At 54.5% G+C, this 19,771-nt stretch carries 17 protein-coding genes and 3 pseudogenes; 9 read left to right on the top strand and 11 right to left on the bottom strand.

All coding sequences use genetic code 11. The annotated features are described in order from the left end of the window. Window positions 1–7 precede the first annotated feature (7 nt). A pseudogene (locus tag Q666_RS53145) lies at window positions 8–751 on the top strand (IS6 family transposase). Window positions 752–1,177: 426 nt separating this feature from the next. Here Q666_RS53145 and Q666_RS0133580 read toward each other — a convergent pair. The 11 genes and pseudogenes from Q666_RS0133580 to Q666_RS53100 form a co-directional block, all read right to left on the bottom strand. Next, a complete protein-coding gene (locus Q666_RS0133580; RefSeq protein WP_051990158.1) occupies window positions 1,178–1,876 on the bottom strand; it encodes a DUF2270 domain-containing protein in 699 nt (232 codons plus the stop codon). Then, on the bottom strand, window positions 1,873–2,826 hold the full coding sequence (locus tag Q666_RS65595) for a formylglycine-generating enzyme family protein (RefSeq protein ID WP_200863768.1): 954 nt from the start codon (window positions 2,824–2,826) through the stop codon (window positions 1,873–1,875). The genes Q666_RS0133580 and Q666_RS65595 overlap by 4 nt, the downstream gene beginning before the upstream one ends. Next, window positions 2,816–4,096 (bottom strand): TRAP transporter large permease, encoded by a 1,281-nt coding sequence (locus Q666_RS53140; protein ID WP_023000274.1) that lies wholly within the window; start codon window positions 4,094–4,096, stop codon window positions 2,816–2,818. Before Q666_RS53140 ends, Q666_RS65595 begins: the two co-directional genes overlap by 11 nt. A 3-nt stretch (window positions 4,097–4,099) precedes the next feature. Then, window positions 4,100–4,567, bottom strand: coding sequence for a TRAP transporter small permease subunit (locus Q666_RS53135; protein WP_161633237.1), 468 nt, complete (start codon window positions 4,565–4,567; stop codon window positions 4,100–4,102). A 150-nt stretch (window positions 4,568–4,717) separates the two neighbouring features. Next, window positions 4,718–5,782: a TRAP transporter substrate-binding protein gene (locus tag Q666_RS53130; RefSeq protein ID WP_081713308.1), complete on the bottom strand. Its 1,065-nt coding sequence runs from the start codon at window positions 5,780–5,782 to the stop codon at window positions 4,718–4,720. 38 nt (window positions 5,783–5,820) lie between these two features. Beyond that, window positions 5,821–7,437 (bottom strand): arylsulfatase, encoded by a 1,617-nt coding sequence (locus Q666_RS53125; RefSeq protein ID WP_023000271.1) that lies wholly within the window; start codon window positions 7,435–7,437, stop codon window positions 5,821–5,823. A gap of 7 nt (window positions 7,438–7,444) precedes the next feature. After that, window positions 7,445–8,263 carry a GntR family transcriptional regulator gene (locus Q666_RS53120; protein WP_081713307.1) on the bottom strand — a complete coding sequence of 273 codons (819 nt, stop codon included), beginning with the start codon at window positions 8,261–8,263 and terminating at the stop codon, window positions 7,445–7,447. A 286-nt stretch (window positions 8,264–8,549) separates the two neighbouring features. After that, window positions 8,550–9,249 (bottom strand): annotated as a pseudogene (locus Q666_RS53115) (IS6 family transposase). 862 nt (window positions 9,250–10,111) lie between these two features. After that, on the bottom strand, window positions 10,112–10,744 hold the full coding sequence (locus Q666_RS53110; protein WP_023000267.1) for an HAD family phosphatase: 633 nt from the start codon (window positions 10,742–10,744) through the stop codon (window positions 10,112–10,114). After that, window positions 10,741–12,225, bottom strand: coding sequence for an FGGY-family carbohydrate kinase (locus Q666_RS53105; RefSeq protein ID WP_023000266.1), 1,485 nt, complete (start codon window positions 12,223–12,225; stop codon window positions 10,741–10,743). Before Q666_RS53105 ends, Q666_RS53110 begins: the two co-directional genes overlap by 4 nt. A gap of 16 nt (window positions 12,226–12,241) precedes the next feature. Beyond that, window positions 12,242–13,078, bottom strand: a complete 837-nt coding sequence (locus Q666_RS53100; protein WP_023000265.1) for a DeoR/GlpR family DNA-binding transcription regulator — start codon at window positions 13,076–13,078, stop codon at window positions 12,242–12,244. A gap of 138 nt (window positions 13,079–13,216) precedes the next feature. Between Q666_RS53100 and Q666_RS53095 the strand changes: the two genes are divergently transcribed. From Q666_RS53095 to Q666_RS66950, 8 genes and pseudogenes are all read left to right on the top strand, one after another. Further along, entirely contained in the window at window positions 13,217–14,017 is an 801-nt protein-coding gene (locus tag Q666_RS53095; RefSeq protein ID WP_023000264.1) for an SDR family NAD(P)-dependent oxidoreductase, read from the top strand. 56 nt (window positions 14,018–14,073) lie between these two features. Beyond that, window positions 14,074–15,174, top strand: a complete 1,101-nt coding sequence (locus Q666_RS53090) for an ABC transporter ATP-binding protein (protein WP_023000263.1) — start codon at window positions 14,074–14,076, stop codon at window positions 15,172–15,174. Between the two features lies 1 nt (window position 15,175). After that, entirely contained in the window at window positions 15,176–15,976 is an 801-nt protein-coding gene (locus Q666_RS53085; protein WP_023000262.1) for a carbohydrate ABC transporter permease, read from the top strand. 42 nt (window positions 15,977–16,018) lie between these two features. Then, the gene (locus Q666_RS53080; protein WP_023000261.1) at window positions 16,019–17,290 is read left to right on the top strand and encodes an extracellular solute-binding protein; all 1,272 of its coding nucleotides are present in this window, start codon (window positions 16,019–16,021) and stop codon (window positions 17,288–17,290) included. A gap of 68 nt (window positions 17,291–17,358) precedes the next feature. Next, a complete protein-coding gene (locus Q666_RS53075) occupies window positions 17,359–18,234 on the top strand; it encodes a sugar ABC transporter permease (protein WP_023000260.1) in 876 nt (291 codons plus the stop codon). A 62-nt stretch (window positions 18,235–18,296) separates the two neighbouring features. Further along, window positions 18,297–19,100, top strand: a complete 804-nt coding sequence (locus tag Q666_RS53070; RefSeq protein WP_023000259.1) for a BtpA/SgcQ family protein — start codon at window positions 18,297–18,299, stop codon at window positions 19,098–19,100. 60 nt (window positions 19,101–19,160) lie between these two features. Then, window positions 19,161–19,337: pseudogene (locus tag Q666_RS65590) on the top strand (fumarylacetoacetate hydrolase family protein); the annotation flags it as partial. 70 nt (window positions 19,338–19,407) lie between these two features. Continuing rightward, window positions 19,408–19,771: WGR domain-containing protein (locus Q666_RS66950; protein WP_353608339.1), on the top strand; the 364-nt coding region annotated here is incomplete at its 3' end.

Raw genomic sequence — 19,771 nt, 5'->3', positions numbered from 1 at the left:
CCGAGAAATTCGCGCTTACGAAAAGCTGAAACGCCAATCGAAGGATGACTTCAAAGGCAGACAGTTCGAGGCCTGGCTGATCATCCAAACAGTCTCCTGCTACTTGCGTGATCCGCTGAGCCATCATGACTTGGAAGAAATGTTCCTGGAACATGGCTTTGAAGTCGATCACAGCACCATCAACCGGTGGGTTCTGACCTACGCTCCCCTGATGGAGAAACGGTTGCGGCGTTTCCGCAAACCGCATTGCGACTTGGTCCGCGTCGATTAGACCTATGTGCGCATCAAGGGCCAATGGCGCTTTCTGTATCGGGCCTTCGACAAGCATGGAAATCCGATCGATTTCCTGCTCACGGCGAAGCGCGATCTGAATGCGGCCAAGCGGTTCTTTCGAAAAATGTTGCAGGATGCTCCGCTGCTGTCGCCGGGCAAAATCGGTACCGATGGTGCTGGCACTTTTCCTCCGGCTATCGGAGATGCGGTTGACAGCGGCCTGCTTGCTCCGGATCCGGTGCACTATGTGACCAAACATTTGCAACAGGGCATCGAGAGCGATCTTTTCAGGATGAAGAAGAATATGCCGAAGGTCGGCGGGTTCCGCTCGTTCAATACAGCCAGAAAATCCATCGCCGGTTTCGAAGCCATGCTGTGGCTCAGGAAGGGCTTCGGCTTTGTCAGTCAGTGAAGCGTCCGCGAACAGAACGATCTGCTTGCGGTTCTCTTCGGAATTGAAAAAGTTAACGAAACCTGAAAGGGCTCCCAAAACGGGAGAAACTTGCCCGAAGGAAAAAGTTGCGACACGCCCGCCTGATTAGCAACATTTGCTTGATTACACCAATATTGATGGAAAGGCTTAAAAAGCAAATGGAGGGTAAATCTTTTCTTGAGTCAGGCGCTCTACTTCTTGCATCGCGTCATAAGATAACACTGCATGAAGAACTAAAGCCAATGAGAAAATTGCGACGCTGAGGTAGAGTTGTTGAAAGAGCCGCATGATTTAATTTCTTCTTGATACGTATTTTGTAAGTTGTTCCGGATACGGGGGATTAGCTAATCCACTAGCCATTATTCGACGCGAGGTTTTCATTCTCAGTCTAAGAAAATCACTATTTGAACGGATACGCAAGAGAGACACTGCTGCAGGTTGGTCGAGCCAAATCATGCTCTATTTGCGCGTTTAGCCGATGGGAGCATCACGCGTGCCCCGCAATTTTGCCCGCTTCACATCCATGCATATTGCGTAGTTGGCGATAATCCCACAACACCCGATGTAAAAAATACCGCCAATCAAAACGAACTCTCCTGGAATCGGACCAATATCTGCACGCTGAATAAATTCATCCAATGTCGAAACAGGCAGAGGGTGTACAAAAATTTTTCCCAAGTAAGCAATTGCCTGAATCGTTAGGATCCAAAGATAATTTCTTCGTATCCGTCTACCCATAGCGATGAAAAACGACACATGATACTGAGGTTTGATGTAGTCGTGTGCAAGAGTATGCTCCCAGTTTTTTTCTGTTATAAGTATTCCATCAATAAGCATAGGTGCATAGAAGTGTGTTTCCATCCACCGAGCGCGCGCGCGCCAAACATTGAAGTAACGATAACGCCGCGCTTCCAATATCAGAAACAGCCAGATCAATATTCCAACAAGGAGTAAGGGTAATGCTGATGCTTCTGCGGAGGCGTAGGTAACTGAAAGAGCCACTCCTAACGTTACAACAGCCCAGTTGGTCGTCGTATCGAGCCGAGTTCTCCAAATGGTACTGCGATAGACCTCGCCTCGGTACAAATGAGCCAATGCTCCAATTTCGGCAGCAGTAAATTCGCGATTAGGTTTATTCCGAGTGTCACTTGCCAACGAAACGTTTATCATTTCTTCTCTTTCACGATGCGAAACCCGGTGTTTGACGCGGACGCATCGGCCGAATTTGCGTGACGCGCAGCAGTTCTATAGCGCGAACAATAGCTTTCATGGCAAAGGAACGAACCGCCGCGCTGGGACTTCCAGTTGCTTCCGTTGGCAAAAAATGGTTCGTGTCCTTTAGTTACGGCGTGATAGTCGGAAGAGAAATCATCTCGGCACCACTCCCAGACATTACCGACAATGTCGTGTAAGCCAAATGCATTGGGCGGATAGGAACCTGCCGGTGAAGTTCCGACGAAACCATCTGCGGCGGTGTTCAAACCCGGGAATCTTCCCTGCCAGACGTTGCACATGTGAACGCCTCCGGGCTCAAGATCATTGCCCCAAGGATATCGAAGGCTTTGACGCCCCCCCCTGGCGGCAAACTCCCATTGCGCTTCCGTCGGCAAGGCACCTCCGGCCCAGTCCGCGTATGCTAACGCATCGTTCCAACTGATGTGCGTCACTGGGTGATTGCCACGGTTGCAAATGCTGCTATCGGGACCTTCCGGTTTCATCCAATATGCTCCTTCAACCAGATACCACCAGGGCGTTTCTTGAGCGATATTTCTGACATTTATCTTTTCACGCGGTGATAGAAGGAGATGGAACACGAATGATGTGCCGCGCCTCTCAGCATCTGTCAGATAACCTGTTTCGATAGCAAACTTTGCGAATTCCCTATTGAGTATCGGTGTCTGACTGATGCTGTATGGATCGATGGTTACCTTTCTTGGCGGCCCCTCTCCATCCTCTGGATAGCCCTCCTCGATAGGGCCGCCCATGGTGAAGGCACCACCAGTCAACTCAATCCAGTCGATTTCTACTACGATTGGTGAACCACGTTCCAACCGAGGTTGGGTTTGAAGTGCAGAGGCGCTTCCCAGCCTTGGACAACAAAATGCCATTTCAGAAGCCAAACAATCTCGGCAGCCAGAGAAAAATTTGCGGTACGAACGTCACAAGAAGCAAAACGATCGCCATGGCTACAAGGTATGGAATAGAAGCGCTGAATACTTTGTGCACTGGTACGCCCGCTATGCCGCTGGATACGAACAGACATAATCCTACTGGTGGTGTAACCAGTCCCAATGCAAGACATAGGCATGTGAACAAGCCGAAGTGAACCGGGTCAATACCATATGAGACAGCCAACGGCGCGAAGATTGGTACCAGCATTACAATCGCGGCAGCCTGTTCGACGAAAAGACCTATCAAGAGAAAAATCACAAGCATCATAGCCATGAAAACATGCGGGTTTTCGGTGAATCCTTGCACGAACATGCTGATAGTTTTGGGAACCCCCTCAATTGTTAGCCACCATGTAGAAACATTGCCAAATGCGATGATTACCATAACGACTGCTGACACAATAACGGTTCGTTTCATAGCTTCATAAACACGGCCGGGCGTAAGTTCACGGGTAACGAAAAAACCGATCAAGACAGCATAGACTATGGCAAGGCAGCCAGCTTCTGTAGGTGTTGCTATGCCTCCTACAATTCCTCCCACCATAATGATAGGAAGAACGGCTGCTATCATGAATCTACCAAGAATTCGGAGGACATCGCGAAGGTGGTATGTTTCCTGGTTTACTGGATAGTTTTTTCGCCTAACTATGAATGCAGTTGCGGCTAATAGAGACGTGCCTAGCAGGATCCCTGGCACGATGCCGGCCAAAAAGAGTGCTGCGATGGATACGTTTCCCGCTGCAAAAGCGAAGATCAACATCGTCAGACTTGGAGGAATGATTGGCCCGACAACAGAACTGACAGCCGTCGTCGCTGCAGCAAGCTCTGCGTCTCCATATTCCTTTTCAGTGGCCTTTATCATCATTGAACCGACTGCACTTGTGTCGGCTATAGCAGATCCGTTAATGCCACCAAAAAACATGCTCACAAGAATATTGATGTAAAGCAAACTACCTTTGATACGGCCAACCAACAACCTAGCAAAATCCAGCAGCCTTTGCAGAATGCCAGAACCGCCCATCAGTTCACCGGCTAGGATAAACAACGGAATTGCCACCAGCGTGAACTTGTCTAAACCTGTCCACAACCGTTGCGCAAAAAGTGGTAGTGGTTCGCCTCCTATCCAGAATACCACAAGTGTTGAAAGGCCTAGAGCGAAGGCTATTGGAACAGAAGCAGCGATCAGCAGTAAGAAGGTCGCGAGGTAAAGTGCAAGCATTTCTTAGGCCCTCGTTACCGGCAAGTGTAATTTATTCAACGGACGGGTTATGTCTGTTAAGAGGAGATATGCAGAAATAACGGTTTGAACCAGGGCATAAAGGGCCCCTGCGGGAACCGATAGATACGGAATCATCATACTGATCCCAAAGACGAACGGATTTGAAGAATTGCGGGCGCTCCAAGCATTGATCAAGCCGTTGTAACAGACCGTTGCAAACAGAATGGACAACAAAATCGCCATAGATATCACAATCCATCTATACCAGCGTGACGGCATGACATGATGAATGATGTCGACTAAAACGTGCTCTCCTTCGCGGATCGCAAGCCCGACCCCTAAAAAAGCCATCCATTGCATCAGATACTTGGACATCGTATCGGCGAAATTCAGCGGCGTGAAAATTACGAAACGTGAAAACACCGACGCGCTGATAGTAATGACAATTACAGCAAGGAATGCAACGCACAAGGCCGTCACACTGAATGCAAGACAACTGTCTAGGGACTGAATTTTACTTCTGAAAGCTGGACTTGGCATAGGAACACCAACTATAAAATGATGTCGATTGGCCCGCTATTGAAAGTAGCGGGCCCACGGTGTTTAAATTCATGTTCGAGATCAGTTTACTTTGTAGCCCCAACCATCATCACCAATCTCGCCCGACTCTTGACGGATCAAATCAATCTTTTCCTGACTCATGCCTTCATTTCCAACGAATTGTGGCCAAACAGTTTCGATAGTTTTTTCCCGAACTTTCCTGTATTCCGCTTCCGGCAAGCTGTAGACCTCGACGCCTTCTTTTTTCATCGCTGTGATGTTTTCGGTAATGAAGTCACTCACAAAGGCGATGTGCCACTGACTGGCTTCCTCTGCTGCTTCTTCCAACACTTTACGAACGTTTTCGGGGAGTTCAGCGTATTTCGCATCGTTTACAACAAGGACGAGCGCATAGTTTTGAAAGTTCAAATCCAGGATGTAGTTGATTAAATCTCCTTCGTGGAACTTCGCCGAGTAGAAGCTCGCAAAGGGAACCGTTAACCCGTCTACCATTCCCAATCGAACGGCTTCCGGTGTCTCAGGCCAATCCACGGTCACGCCCGCTGCCCCCCAGCTTTGGTGAGCAGCTATTTCGAGTGGAGAGCGCGAGGCACGGAACTTCATGCCTTCTAGGTCGGCTGCAGTTTCAATCTTCTTTTTAGAAGTTCCGACTTCACGTGGTCCGCCGATCTCAAAAGTCTTGAACCAACGCAACCCGACTGGCTCGAGTTCCAAATTTACTTGCTTTTGAACTTTCTCGCTGCTCATTGTGTTTAGCAACTGGGCCCGTGACTCGAACAAGAAAGGGAAATGAAACACCTCGAACGCTGGTGTAATCGTTGCAAGATTCGCGAAGCTGTCGGCGGCAAAGTCCAGATGACCGTTTTTTACTGCCTCGAATGTTTCGACACCCGAGCCGAGTTGGCCGCCATGAAAAACCTCTACTTCGATATCGCCATTTGATTTTTCAGAGACAAGCTCGGCAAACTTGTTGAGGCCGTATGCCGTAACATCCGTGTTGGACAATACATTTGCCAATCGGAAACTATACTCTGTTGCCTGAACGGATGGTGTGCCGAAGGTGAGAGCCAATACAACTGAAATCGGCCCAAGAAAACTCCCCGGTTTTCTGTAATCTTTTTTCATCTATTCCTCCCTAAGTTCACTGATGATGTGGCCCTGTTTCAGGAGCCTTCTTCCTCCCAGAAAGCTGCTTCATTGCTTTCATGCAGAAATTCGAGAATTTTTTCTCTTGGAATAACACCACAGCGGTCTGCCCAAGCCTGGTAACGTGCAGCCATTTCCGCTACCAAGTTTTCGTTCTGGCCAGCCAAATTGTGCATTTCGGTCCGGTCTGCATCCATATCGTAGAGTTCCCAAGAGTCTGGATATTTGCGCACAAGTTTCCACTTGCCGTGACGTATTGCGGCGTTGCCTTCATGCTCCCAAAAAAGAGGGTTTTCGCGATCGCAGTCTTCTTGAAAGGACTGAACCAGGCTGATCCCTTCACACGGTGGAATAGCGTGACCGCGTCTGCTCTTTGGATAACTCGCTCCGGACACTTCTAAAATAGTTGCCATCAGATCAGGAAGCTGTCCGGGAACATGTCGGATCCCAGCCTGCTGAATTCCATTTGGCCAATGGATAATCAACGGTGTTGAAATTCCACCTTCATGAACCCAGTGCTTATAAAGGCGGAATGGTGTATTGGAGAGGTTCGCCCAGGCCGTACCGTAGCTTTGGTAGGTATCCTCACCGCCAGGCATGATACTCGGGTCGTTCCCGATCTTTACAGGCCGGCCATCTCGTGTCTGATATTGGGCGATCATTAATTCTTCGACTAATTGCCGCGGTTCCACATCCTTCGGTATGTCCTCAGCACAGCCGCCGTTGTCTGACAAAAACACGATCATTGTATCTTCATACTGGCCTGCTTCTTCGAGCGCTGTAAGTATCTCGCCGATTCCTTGGTCCATACGGTCGATCTGGGCTGCATAGACCTCCATAAGCCGAGTCAACCAAGCTTTTTCGTTAGCTTCCTTGAACGGAGGCTGGGACGGATCGCGATCCGTCAACTGCCAGGATGCATCGATCAAACCTGCATTAACGAGACGAGCAAGTCTTTGTTCGCGCAGTAAATCCCAGCCTTCGTCAAATCGGCCCCGGTACTTCTCGATATCTTTTTCGTGCGCGTGCAACGGCCAATGAGGTGCTGTATAAGCGACGTACATGAAGAATGGCTCTTCCGGATGCTGCTCACAATGAGTCTTAATGTAAGCGGCCGCTTGGTTGGAGATTGCATCGGTGTAGAAAAATTCTGGGTCGTCGATCGCTTCCTGCTCTATGTTTTCACAGCCACGCGTTAAAGTGTTTGGGAGGTAGAAACTTCCAGCCCCGATGACTGTGCCATAAAATTCGTCAAAGCCGCGCTCAGTTGGCCACGTGCCGTTAGGCTCTTTTAAGTTCGAAGAAACATGCCATTTCCCACTCATGTAGGTGCGGTATTCGGCGGACTTCAGAACTTCTGGAATTGTGACACAATTCTCTGTTAGGTTACCAACATAACCCTCAGGCCCGGTTGAATAGGTGAGTATACCAATGCCGGTCTGATGCGGATGAAGGCCTGTCAGCAGGGAAGCTCTAGATGGGCTACACCGCGCCGTGTTATAGAACTGGGAATACCGCAGGCCCTTCAGGGCGAGACAGTCCAGATTAGGCGTATCGATCTCTCCGCCATAGCAGCCGATATCGGAAAAACCCATGTCGTCGTTTAGAATGACAATAATGTTGGGCCGTTTCATTGCAGGCTTATCCCCTAGTGTTGCTCTGACTGCTATTGCCGCGAGTAAGGTTTATGGTGAATTGAAATTTTTCGGGTTGATAAACTGAACGAAGAAATTCGACGGCACGCCCATCATCAGCAATAGTTACTCGTTCCATGGAAACTAGTGCTGTTGGTTTTTGAAGACGTAGATCGTTTTTTTCTACTTCATTTGAAATGCAGGCCCCAATAGTCTGCGTTCCTTCCTTGATTGTTATCCCAAAGTCAAGCTCAAACACTTCATACATACGGATCGTTGTGAGATCTTTTTGTTGAAGTTTCAGACCAACATCGGGTGGATAGAAAGCATGCTCAATAGCTACCGGGTTATCGTCCGCATACCGAACACGTCGAAGTTGCCATACAACGCGCTCACCCAAGGCTTGTTGAACTGATACATCCGGACACTCAACCATTCCTTGATGTGTGATTTTAGCGCCTGGTTGGAACCCGGCCTCTTCCAGCAGCTCTTGATAGCCGAGCAGGCGCCCTACCCATCGCTCCGAGCTGTTGTTTCTCAGGAATGTCCCCTTCCCCCTCGTACGATCGAACAAACCTTCCGCCACTAGTGGAGCAATAGCGTTGCGAATTGTGACTCGACTAACGCCAAAGTGGCTTATCAGCTCAGCCTCAGTCATCAGACGTCCGTCTGTATCCACTATTTCGCCGGCGATTGCCTGACGTCGGATCAGTTCTCTAATTTGAGCATGTAGTGGCTCGTCGCTTGTATATTGCATAGCTTTAAAAGTTACTACTTTTGATCGTTGTTGCGCATTTGTAGTAACTTTTCTTGCTTGTGGCAACATGTTTTTTTGACCGGCTAACTGAAAGCACACGTCCTGAGAGGACGCCGGGGTATTGCCATTTGTGGACAGCCCCGGTTCTGCAAGAGTTGGGGCGTTAGCTGGCCTTCTGGATCATGTTCGGCACCAATCACCTTCGTGAATCCGTTCCCACGCTCTGATTCCAATCATTCATTGGACCGCTGTTCGGGATCCTCGAGAATGAGATCGTGGAGCCCGGTAACGATCTCCTTCTTCGGCGATGTCACGTTCACGACATCGGGACGCGATTGGATTTATGACGCTGTTGTCAGCGGCCGATGGTTACAGCGTTACATTCGGCCATGGCACGCAGGAGATGACTGCGAATGCAAAGAGCGGAGCGAAGTGAGCGAAGCGGGACAAAAGGTTGCGGACGGCGGAGAAGATCGAGATGAAACGCTGCAGGCTTCCTGCTAAACGAAATTCCTGCATTGAACGTTCCCGTTTTCTCAGCGGCACGTGCGAATTCTCTGCACGGTTATTCAATCCCTTGTGCGAGCGGTGTTCGACGGTGGGCATCGTCTGTCGCCCGGCGGCCCCATAAGAACGCAACTTGTCGGTGATCATCCGTTTTAGCGCGATAGCCTGCTTCTTCAGAAGCCGGGTTAGCAATCGCCTGGCGACCTTGGTATTGCGCCGAGTTTGAACGATTTCGTCCAGCACGTATCGATCCAGATCGATGGCTCGCCAGAACCAGTGTTTCTTGCCAGTAATAACGATGCGGATCTCATCAAGAGACCAGACATCACTGGGGAGTGGCTGCTTGCGGAGTAGGTCACGCGAATAGGCAGGGCCGAACTTCCTGCCCCAGCGTCGGACCGTTTCCTAGGAAACCGACATGCTGGCTCCAACAGCACTTCCTCGATCAGACGGGGCTTCAGTGGGAACCGATCATACAGCCAGACGGCGTGTGCGATGATCTCGGAGGGGAAACTGTGGCGCTTGTAGCTGGCAGTTACGGTCTTCATAGCCAACCTATCTCGCAAACACCTGCCTCGTCGTTAACGTGACAAGCCCGGTGACGTTGTTGAAGCCGGGGATCTTTTGTTCAGACTGGACGACACGGTGACCGGCGCCAATCTCGCAGTCATCACCAAAAAGTTGCCTGGTGAAACCAATCCGCGACCAGATAGCTCATGCGTTGCGGGAGAGGTAGGAATGGGAGCGACTGTAATGAAATATAGTGCCACTTCTAAGCTGAACAGATTTTATCCCCTCACATATCCCCCAATCCTGGTGAAGTCGCTTTAGAAACAAGCAACCGGGTGTAGCCATTTTAGCTTGTTGTGTTGGCGCGGAAGTTGAAGTGCATGGCTATTTTATCGGCGGCTGGTCGCCTCCGAGTGAAAGGCTTTCAGTTGCCTGGAACGGTCGTAAACGACGCGGTTTGAGTTCACCATCGCTTTGCGCGGAGTTCGGCAGGTTCTAAAGATCTTACGGCAGTACGGGGCATCGTCGTCGGTAAGGTGTCTATCCTCAATTTGCTGAACCGGATTGCTCGTGAATTACCCACTGCTGCACCCGCCAGGTTTGTCTGAACCTAGAAGACAAGGTGCTTCTAAATGCGGCGCTTATCAGGCTAAGCTAGGTGAGCCCTGACACGAACCGAAGATCCACCGCCTGTGGGTCTTGCTCTCGGCTTCAGACCGGCTGGACACGATACGCCTCATTCGCGCTCCGCCGAGCGATCAGGCAGGCAAAAAACCAAAACGCAGTGACCTACGAAAAACGTGCCAATACCTCCTGGATTATGAGAGCAACCGCGGCTTGGCTGCTCCCCGGATTTCTTGACGCCGACAGTCGTGTCTTTTGAGAGAACGGGTACCGCCGTCACCGTTTCAAGAGCTCCGGAATTTCGGAGACGGCAGCCGGATGAAAATGCGCATCTGGCGGATTGCCGGGTGCAGCTTCTCCCAGCAGCGCAACCTTCAGACCGGCGGCAAGGGCCGATCGCATTCCCGTGACGCTATCCTCGACGGCCAGAATGTTCTGCGGCGGCAGGTTCAGTGCTTCGGCGGCCATCCGGTAAGGTGCAGGGTCGGGCTTGCCGGCGGGCACGTCGTCAAGGCTGATCGACCCGACCAGCAACTCCGAGATCCCTAGACTGCGAAGGTTCACATCGACGACCCCCCGGTCTGAATTCGAAACACAAATCTGCGCAACACCGGCCGCGGCGAGTGCCTTGATCGCTTCAACCGCCCCTGAAATCGCGACCAGGCTATCGCTGTGGTCGGCGTAGTAGTTGCGGATCTGTTCATGCCACTGCTGCTCTTCTACCGCGACCGGAAATCGTGGGCGCAGCTGGTCCCAGACATGGCCGATGTGAACGCCGATGAAGCTCTGATCCTCTGGATCGATTTCCAGACCATAGCGGGAGCAGACCGCCACGAGGGCACGGTGATGCAACGGTTCGCTGTCGATCAGGGTTCCATCAATATCCCAGGCTATTGCACGAAGAGTCATGCGGAGCTTCCTTCCAGTCGCTCGTACAGATTTCTGAAACGAGCATACCCACTGTCATAGATTTGACGATTTGACGGGTTCGGCGAAATCAGCGCATCGCGCTCGGTCAGGGCGGAAATACCGGTCCAGTCAGCGCGTCCGCAGCCCACAGCCGCGGTCCAGGCTGCCCCCAGGCATGAGCCGGGGTGGCCTCCGAGCCGTTGCAGGGGAACGTCCAGCACATCCGCGACGATACCCATCCAGACATCGCTGCAGGCTCCGCCGTCGGAGACGAAAAAGCGTGTGGTCTCGTAACCAATCTCGTTGAATGTCTCGATGTGATGACGGATTGCATAAGCGTAGGATTCAAGCACGGCTCGCCAAACATGACCAAGATCGTGCGAAAGGGTCAGCCCGTTCAGTGCACCGCGCGCAGATGGATCGTGAAGGGGAGTTTTCTCTCCAAGCAGGTAGGGCAGGAAAGTTAGCCCGAGTGCTCCGGCCGGGCGGTCCGCCGCCAATGCGTCGAGAGCGGCATGGCGTGAACCGTGGCGCGGCTCGATCCCGGCTGCAAAGGTATCCACAAACCAATTGAGCACCGATCCTCCGGTGGACATGCAGCCATTGGGCATCCAGAGCCCGGGCACGAGATGGTAATCGAGAAACAACCGCTTGTCGGGGAAAGCCTTGTCGGTCGCGGTCAGGATGTCCACCGCGCCGCCGAACTTCAGCAGAACATCGCCATTCGCGACGACCCCGGCTCCCAGACAAGAGGCAATCATGTCCGCCGCTCCACCAACAACGGGTGTCCCAGCGGCAAGGCCTGTTTCCATAGCTGCCTCGGCGGTGACGATGCCCATTACCTCGGACGAGAGCGCAAGTGGTGGCAGCAGGCCGGGATCGATCCCCGTCATCGCAGCCTGATCGAGGTCGATCCGGTTGGTCGCGACATTCACGATCCCGGCTTCAAGCGCCCAGTTCTGTTCGACACGGGCGACACCAGTCAGGCAATAGTTGATGTAGTCATAAGAGCCGAGCAGGGTTTGGGCCCTTTTCACCACCTCGGGTTCATGGCGTTTCAACCAGCGCATCTTGGCACCGACAAGCTGCTGGTTTACGCCATTTCCGGCAGCGGTCAAAAAGGATGGCTCATCTATTTCCCGGCGCATCTCCTCGACCTCGGCACCGGCGCGGCCATCGCTTTGCTGGATTGAGGGTCGCAGCGGTTGGCCATTCTCGTCCAGCAGGATCGTTGCTGGTAGCATTCCGGCCACACCGATGCCGGCGATCTCGGATGCCTTGCGTCCGGACATCTTCAGCAGTTCTGGGATTACCGCGCAGCAATTGGCCCACCATTGCGCCGGGTCCTCTTCCGCCCAGCCGGGATGGGCCGACTGCAAGGCGACCGGCCGCGAAGCCTTGGCGAGGATCCGGTCCGGCAACTCGATGAGCAGACCAATAGTTGAAGTTGTCCCGATATCGAGACCCAGAAAAAGTGACATGTGAATCCTCGGAAAGTCAGGCGATCATGATCGAGACGTTGGCTTCTTCGAGCGCCTGTGCCAGTTCGTGCGGCGGGGCGGCGTCGGTGACCAGGATAGAGATTTGCGCCAGGTCAGCCACGCGAACGGTGGAGATACGGCGGAACTTCGAACTGTCGACCATCAGGATGCGCCGGGAAGAACGTTGAATGTAAACCGACTTCATCGCGGCTTCCTCAGGCGAATAATCGAACACTCCGTCGGGGGTCAGTCCAGACGCCCCTATTAGCGCCGCATCGAAGTAATAGCGGGAGAAATTCTCAACAGCGGCTTGTCCGGTTACGGACAGCTCTCCCGGCTGGACCAGCCCCCCCGGGACGTAGGTCGGCACCGACGCCGCGGCCGCCAGTTGAGCCACCCGCAAGCTGTTGGTGAAGATGCGCAGCCCCGGTGCGGGCTCGGAAGAGATCAGCGCTCGTGCGCCGGCTAGTACGGTCGTTCCCAGATCGAATGCCAGGGTCTGATTGTCCGCCACCAGCCGCGCAGCCGCGTGCGCGATCCTGGATTTTGCATCGCTGTTGAGGCGCCGGCGGGCATCGAACAAAGGTTCGACATCATCGATCACCGTCAGGGGGCCGTGCTGCAGGCTGACGGCGCCGCCATGCACGCGTTCAAGCAAGCCCTGTCCTTCCAGTTCGGCAAGATCCCGTCGAACGGTCATATCCGAAACACCGAATTCCTGGGCAATCTCGGCAACAGAAACCGACCCGCCCTGATTGAGACGATCGAGGATTGCCGCTAGCCGCGCCTGGGCAGGTGTCCGGCCCCGTTTGACCGATGGGTCTTGCGTCGGATGGATCGTGGTGTCTGTCATCTCGGCGGTCTCTTCATAAAATCAACAAAGCAATCAAATCAGAACATACATGAGATTTCAATCGAACAAAATCAAACATTTTTCTTGTCAAATTCGTGAACGTATGTTTGCTTTTGATCAGTTTTGGAGAAGTGAAACATGAACGAACACCAAATAGCCCTCCAGGCGCATCCGGGGCTCGCAGGAAAATCCGCTTTTGTCACCGGTGCAGCAAACGGCATCGGCTGGGCGATCGCACAGGCGCTTGCGGCCCAGGATATAACGGTGACCGTGGCAGATCTGGATATAGGTACGGCGGAGGCCGCGGCCAGGCGTCTGGGTGCGGGGCACCATGCGGTTCAGGTTGACGTCAGCGAGCGGGCTTCTGTCGAAAAGGCATTTTCATCGGCGCTTGAAGCGATCGGCAACATCGACATTTGCATTGCCAACGCAGGTGTCTCCAGCATGCGGCGCGCAGTCGACCTGACTGATCGCGACTGGGACTTCAACATGGATGTGAACGCGCGCGGCGTGTTTCTGACCAACCAGATTGCGGCCCGTTACTTCTTGGACCGGGGGTGCGGGACAATCGTGAACACCGCCTCGCTCGCTGCCAAGGTCGGGGCGCCGTTGCTGGCTCACTATTCGGCCAGCAAATTTGCCGTGGTCGGCTGGACGCAGGGACTGGCGCGCGAACTGGCGCCTTCAGGCATTCGCGTGAATGCGGTCTGCCCGGGTTTCGTACGCACGTCGATGCAGGAACGCGAGATAGCCTGGGAGGCCGAACTGCGCGGCATGTCACCTGAAGAGGTGCAGCAGGACTATGTCTCGCAAACGCCCCTTGGACGAATCGAAACCCCTGAAGACGTCGCTGGTGTGGTCGTCTTTCTTTGTTCGGATGCAGCGCGCTTCATGACCGGTCAGGCAATCAATGTGACTGGCGGCGTTTACATGACCTAACGCCGCGGTCAGCGCATAGTCACCCAAGTCATATCTTCTACCTTACGGGACGCAACGTGTCAGAGATCAAGCTCAACAAGATCAGCAGAGATTATGGCCTCGGCAATTTCGGAGTGAGGGACGTCTCTCTCGACATCGAGGAAAGCGAGTTCATGGTGCTCCTCGGTCCGTCCGGTTGCGGCAAGTCCACAACATTGAGGATGATCGCCGGTCTCGAGCAGACGACGGGTGGACAGATCAGCATTGCCGGGCGGGACGTGACACGTTTGGCGCCGCGCCACCGTAATGTGGCGGTGGTGTTTCAGTCCTATGCGCTTTATCCGCATATGAGCGTTCGCGAAAACATGCGGTTCGGCATGAAGATGCGCAAGACGCCAAGGGACGAGCAGGATCGGCGGATTGTACAGGCAGCATCGGTGCTTGGCCTCCAGCCCTATCTGGATCGCAAGCCGACGGCCCTTTCCGGAGGTCAGCGGCAGCGTGTGGCGCTCGGAAGGGCGATCGTGCGTGAGCCGGATGTCTTCCTGATGGATGAGCCGCTGTCAAACCTTGACGCCAAGCTGCGCGGCGAAATGCGTCAGGAGCTGGTGAAGCTTCACAGACGTGTCGGCAAGACCACGGTTTTCGTTACCCACGACCATGTTGAAGCAATGACGATGGGCGACAGGATCTGCATCATGCGCGACGGCCGGATCGAGCAGGTGGGCGCGCCGCTCGAGGTTTATGCCAGGCCGCGAAACACCTTCGTGGCGCAGTTCCTCGCCGCTCCGGCAATGAACCTGATAGAGGCGCACCTGACCGTCGTGGGCGAGAGGGTGGAACTCAGCGCGGGCCCCATTGCCGGGCCGTTGCCCGAGCGGGAGGCGGCTTTCTACCGGGCGGCCGCCGGGACCGGGCTTTTGTTCGGATTGCGGGCCGAGGACATCCTGACCCAACCCAGACCCGGCGCGCAAGCCTTCCAGGGAACCGTGACGGTGCTGGAGGCTCTGGGCCCTGAAAACCTGATTGTCGTGGAGGCCGAGGGCCTGTCCATTTCAGCCAGGGTTGATCGTCACTTCCTGCCACGGATCGGTGAGACCATCACGCTTTATGCGGATCTCGGCCACATGCATCTGTTCGCCGCCGCAAGCGGCGATGTAATCGGCAGGGAGGCCTGAGATGGGGAGGCGGATCCTATCGCATATCGGCCTGATCCTGGCGGTCGCAATCGTGCTTTTTCCCATCCTGTGGGTGCTCCGCACATCGCTGGTTCCCGCGCAAGACAGCTACAGTTCGGTAATCCTCCCGTCGGTGACGCTCGACAATTACCGTGCACTGTTCGCGGAAAAGAATTTTGGGCGCAACTACATGAATTCGCTGATCGTTGCGAGCCTGTCGGTGCTCGTCACGATGCCGCTGGCTGCGATGACAGGATACGCCTTCGCGCGGTTTCGCACCGGCGGGCGGCTGGCACGTTTCGCGACGCTTGCCAGCCAGATGCTGCCGCCGGTCGCGCTCGCCCTGCCGACCTTCATGCTGTTTCGGAACTTCGGCCTGACCAATTCGCTGACCGGTCTGACGATCGTCTACGCCGCCGTCAATCTGCCTTTTCTCACCTGGATTCTGATGGGTTTCTTCGAAGCGATTCCCGAGGATCTTGAAGGCGCGGCGATGACCGATGGGGCAACCCGGTGGGGAGCATTCTGGCGCGTTGTGCTGCCGGTCGCAGCGCCTGGCATCTTGGCGGCGGCAGTCCTCGGTTTCATCCTGTCGTGGAACGAGTTTCTGTTCGCCCTGATCCTGGGCGGGTCGAAAACCGCGACCGTTCCGGTCGCTCTGGCAAGTCTGCAAACCTCGAATGGCGTGCAGATCTCCAATGTCGCAGCGGGCGTTTCACTTGCGATCCTGCCGCTGATGATCGCGGCCAAATTCATTCAGAAATACCTGGTCGAAGGGCTCTCCTTCGGGTCGGTGAAATAACAACAATAAAAACAGTCAAACCTTACAGACGAGGACTACGAAATGAGAAAGACTATTTATTCGCTGACATTTGGCCTTGGGGCGTCTCTTTGGGCCGGCACGGCTCTTGCCGACGGTGTGACACTGCGCGCGCTGATGGAAGACGTCCCGGAAACGTCGATCATCGAAAAGATGCTCCCTCAGTTCGAGAAAGAGACCGGCATCAAGGTTGAGTTCGAGAAGGTCGGATACGGTGATATGCACGACAAGCTGGTCGCCCAGCTGGTCAGTGGCGAGAGCGACTACAATCTGCTCGAAGTTGACTTCCTTTGGGCGGGCGAGTTCCCGGCAGCGGGATGGCTTGAAGATCTCAAGCCCTATGCCGAGAAATCCGGGTTCGACATGGCGGCCTTCATTCCCTCGACCATGGATCTTCTGGGAAATCGCGAAGACTTCATGCCGTTGGTGCCCATGTACAATTATTCGATGGGTCTGATCTATCGCACCGACCTGTTGAGCGACCCGGAGTTGAAGTCGGCCTACAAGTCCGAAACCAGTCAGGAGCTGGAAGCCCCCAAGACGCTCGAGGAATATGTGCGGATTGCCAAATTCATGAAGGCGCAGGGCAACGTCAACGGCGCCGCGATGCAGGGTCAAAAAGGTGACCCGAACGCAATGGAATTCTCCAATTACCTGTTCTCCGCGGGCGGCAGTTACCTCGATTCCGACGGCAATGTCGTGCTTGCGTCCGAAGCTGGCGAAACGGCTCTGAACCATTACGTCGATGCGATCAAAAACGCTGCACAGACCGGCGCCCTGTCAGCCACGCTCGATGACACGATGCGGCTGATGTGTTCGGGCGAAGCGTTCTCGATGGTCACCTACTGGTGGATGCTGCCGCAGATCGACAACGCGGAAAGCTGCCCGAATGTTGCAGGCAAGGTGGCGCTCTCGGTCATGCCGGGCGGTCACGGCGAAAGTGGCGGCTGGGGCTGGGGCATTGCCAAGAATGTCCCGCAGGAAGAAAAGGACGCTGCCTGGACGTTCATTACCTGGGTCCAGAGCAAGGAGATTGCGGTCGCGCGGGCACTGGAAGGCCATGCTCCGGTGCGCGCGGATGTCTACACCAATCCGGAAGTCCTGGCGAAATACCCGTTCTACAAGGACGCCATGGCCGTGGTTGAAAGCGCAAAGTCCTTCCCGATCTTCACGTACTCGGCGCAATACGAGGACACTCTGGGAACTCAGGTTTCCCTGGCTGCCAGCGGAGACACCACCGTTACTGAGGCGCTTCAGGCGGCTGCCTCTGGTCTTACCGATCTGATGAACAAGTAACGCACGTCAAGGAGGCAGGTGGCGAACCCGTGCCTGCCTCCCGTTTCCTGCTGACCGAAAGACACTTGATGAGCACGAGAACAACCGAAATGATGCGCGCGGGCTGGGGCTTCGCCGGCCCGGGTCTGACGATGCTGAGCGTCGTCATGGGCCTGCCGGTGCTGTATGCCGCGGCTATCTCTCTCTCGTCCATGACGCTTGTTCGTCCCGAGCTGAACATAACCGGATTCGGAAATTTCCTGTCGATCATGTCCGAACCGCTGTTCTGGAACTCCCTCGGCATAACCCTGCGCTATTCGGTTGCCACGGTGATGGGTGAGTTCGTTGTCGGGCTGGCGATCGCGCTTATGCTTCGACAGGTAATCGTGATGCGCGGTGTCTATTTCGCGGTGCTTACCCTGCCGATGGCAATGTCACCAGTCGCCGTCGCGCTGATCTGGCGAATGCTGTTGCAGCCCAATCTGGGGATTGTCAATCAGACCCTGGAGGGGCTTGGCCTGCCGATAATCGACTGGCTCGGCGATTCGGATCTGGCACTTAAGACGATGATCTTTATCGACATCTGGCAACAGACCTCCTTCGTGATCCTGTTGCTGTCTGCCGGACTGGCTTCGCTGCCAAAGGATCCTTATGAAGCGGCCGAGGTTGATGGCGCAGGCCCACTGCAGCAATTCTGGTACATCACCCTGCCGCTCCTGCGGCCGGTCGCGATGATCGCGGTGGTCATTCAGCTGATCAACGAATTCCGGACGTACGACTTGATCTACATCCTGACCAAGGGTGGCCCTGGTGTCTCGACCGAGCTGTTGTCCTTCTTTGCCTACAAACGCGCCTTCCAGGGCCTTGCCTTGAACGAAGGCAGCGCAGCCGCCTTCGTGCTGCTCCTGATTGTTCTTCTCATCACAGTGGTCTTCTTCTTTCTGCTCGAACGCAGAAAGACCTGAGATTGCTTCCATTTGGCTTCAAACGAATCCCGCACCAGGCGGGGACAAAGGAGAGACTTGCCATGAAATTCGGGTCGCTTTTCCCGGGTGTCAAACCCGTTATCGCGATGGTTCACCTCAACCCAATGCCCGGTACACCTCTTTACGATGCCGATGGAGGCATCGAGGGAATTTATCAGGCTGCGCTCAGGGATCTGGAAGCGCTCCAGGCCGCAGATGTCGATGCCGTGATGTTCGGCAACGAGAATGATCGCCCGTACGAACTTGCCGTGAATGTCGCTACCACTGCTTCGATGGCTTTCGTGATCGGACGCTTGCGCGAAAAGATCCGCAAGCCCTATGGCGTCAACGTACTGTGGGACCCCGACGCGACTGTTGCTCTAGCCGCGGCGACAGGAGCCTCGTTCGTCCGCGAGATCTTTACCGGAACCTACGCCTCAGACATGGGGCCGTGGACACCGAACGCCGGTCGGGCACTGCGCGAAGCGCGCCGGCTCGATCGCAAGGACCTGGTGATCCTGAACAACGTTTCGGCTGAATTCGCCCATTCACTCGACACCCGCCCGCTACCGGACCGCGCGCGATCTGCTGTGTTCTCTTCCATTCCCGACGCAGTGTTGGTCTCGGGCGCGATCACAGGCGAGGCTGCTAGGATGAATGATCTTGAAGCGGTAAAAAAAATGCTTCCTGAAACACCAGTGCTAGCTAACACTGGCGTCAAGCATGCAACAGTAGCCGATATCCTTAAGATCGCCGATGGTTGCATCGTGGGATCGTCGCTGAAAGTTGACGGACACACCTGGAATGCGGTTGATGCTACGCGTGCGCGCGAGTTTATGGACATTGTGAAGGCCACCCGCGCCTGAGCGTTTGATGGGATGGGGGCTCCGCCCCCATCCGTTCGCTTTTTCTTACCTAGTAAAAGAAACGGCATTGCCAATTTCATGCGTCTGATGCCCGGTGATGTCATTGCCACTGGAACGCCGGAAGGCGTAGGCCTTGGGCTCGATCCGCCGCAGTTTCTCAAGCTTGGTGACGTTGTCGATCTAAGCATCTCCGGCCTTGGGACACAGCGACAAACCGTTGTCTCCCAGCCGGCTTGATTGACCGGCCGCCTATCAAGTCTTGCCAGGGGCAATCCCGTTGAGGTGTCACCCTTGGCCAGATTAAGGCATGTTGGACGCCGTCCGACTGTGGCTGAGAAACCTCCGCCTTTGGCACTGTTCTTCCCCGCCACACATCACCGTAATGAATCCGTTCCTTCGCATCGATTCCAATCATTCATTGGACCGCAGTTCGGCGATCTTCGACACTGCGGTCATGGAACCTGGTGACGATCTCCTTCTCCTCAAACGCGTGGACCCCGGCCGGAACATGAATCGGTTCTACCACCTGTCGGTCGAACCCACCCTGTTCGGCGGATTTGCCGTTCGCCGGACATGGGGACGCCTGGGTACCCGGGGTCGAACGCGGCTTGATCTGTTTGCGGATGTGTCATCGGCTCTGGCCCATCAGCAGAAGCTGGCGGCACAAAAGC

Source organism: Labrenzia sp. C1B70, from assembly GCF_000475395.1.
Lineage (GTDB): Bacteria > Pseudomonadota > Alphaproteobacteria > Rhizobiales > Stappiaceae > Roseibium > Roseibium algicola.
The sequence above is the reverse complement of the archived record's forward strand: the minus strand, read 5'-3'. Positions and strand labels throughout refer to the sequence as shown.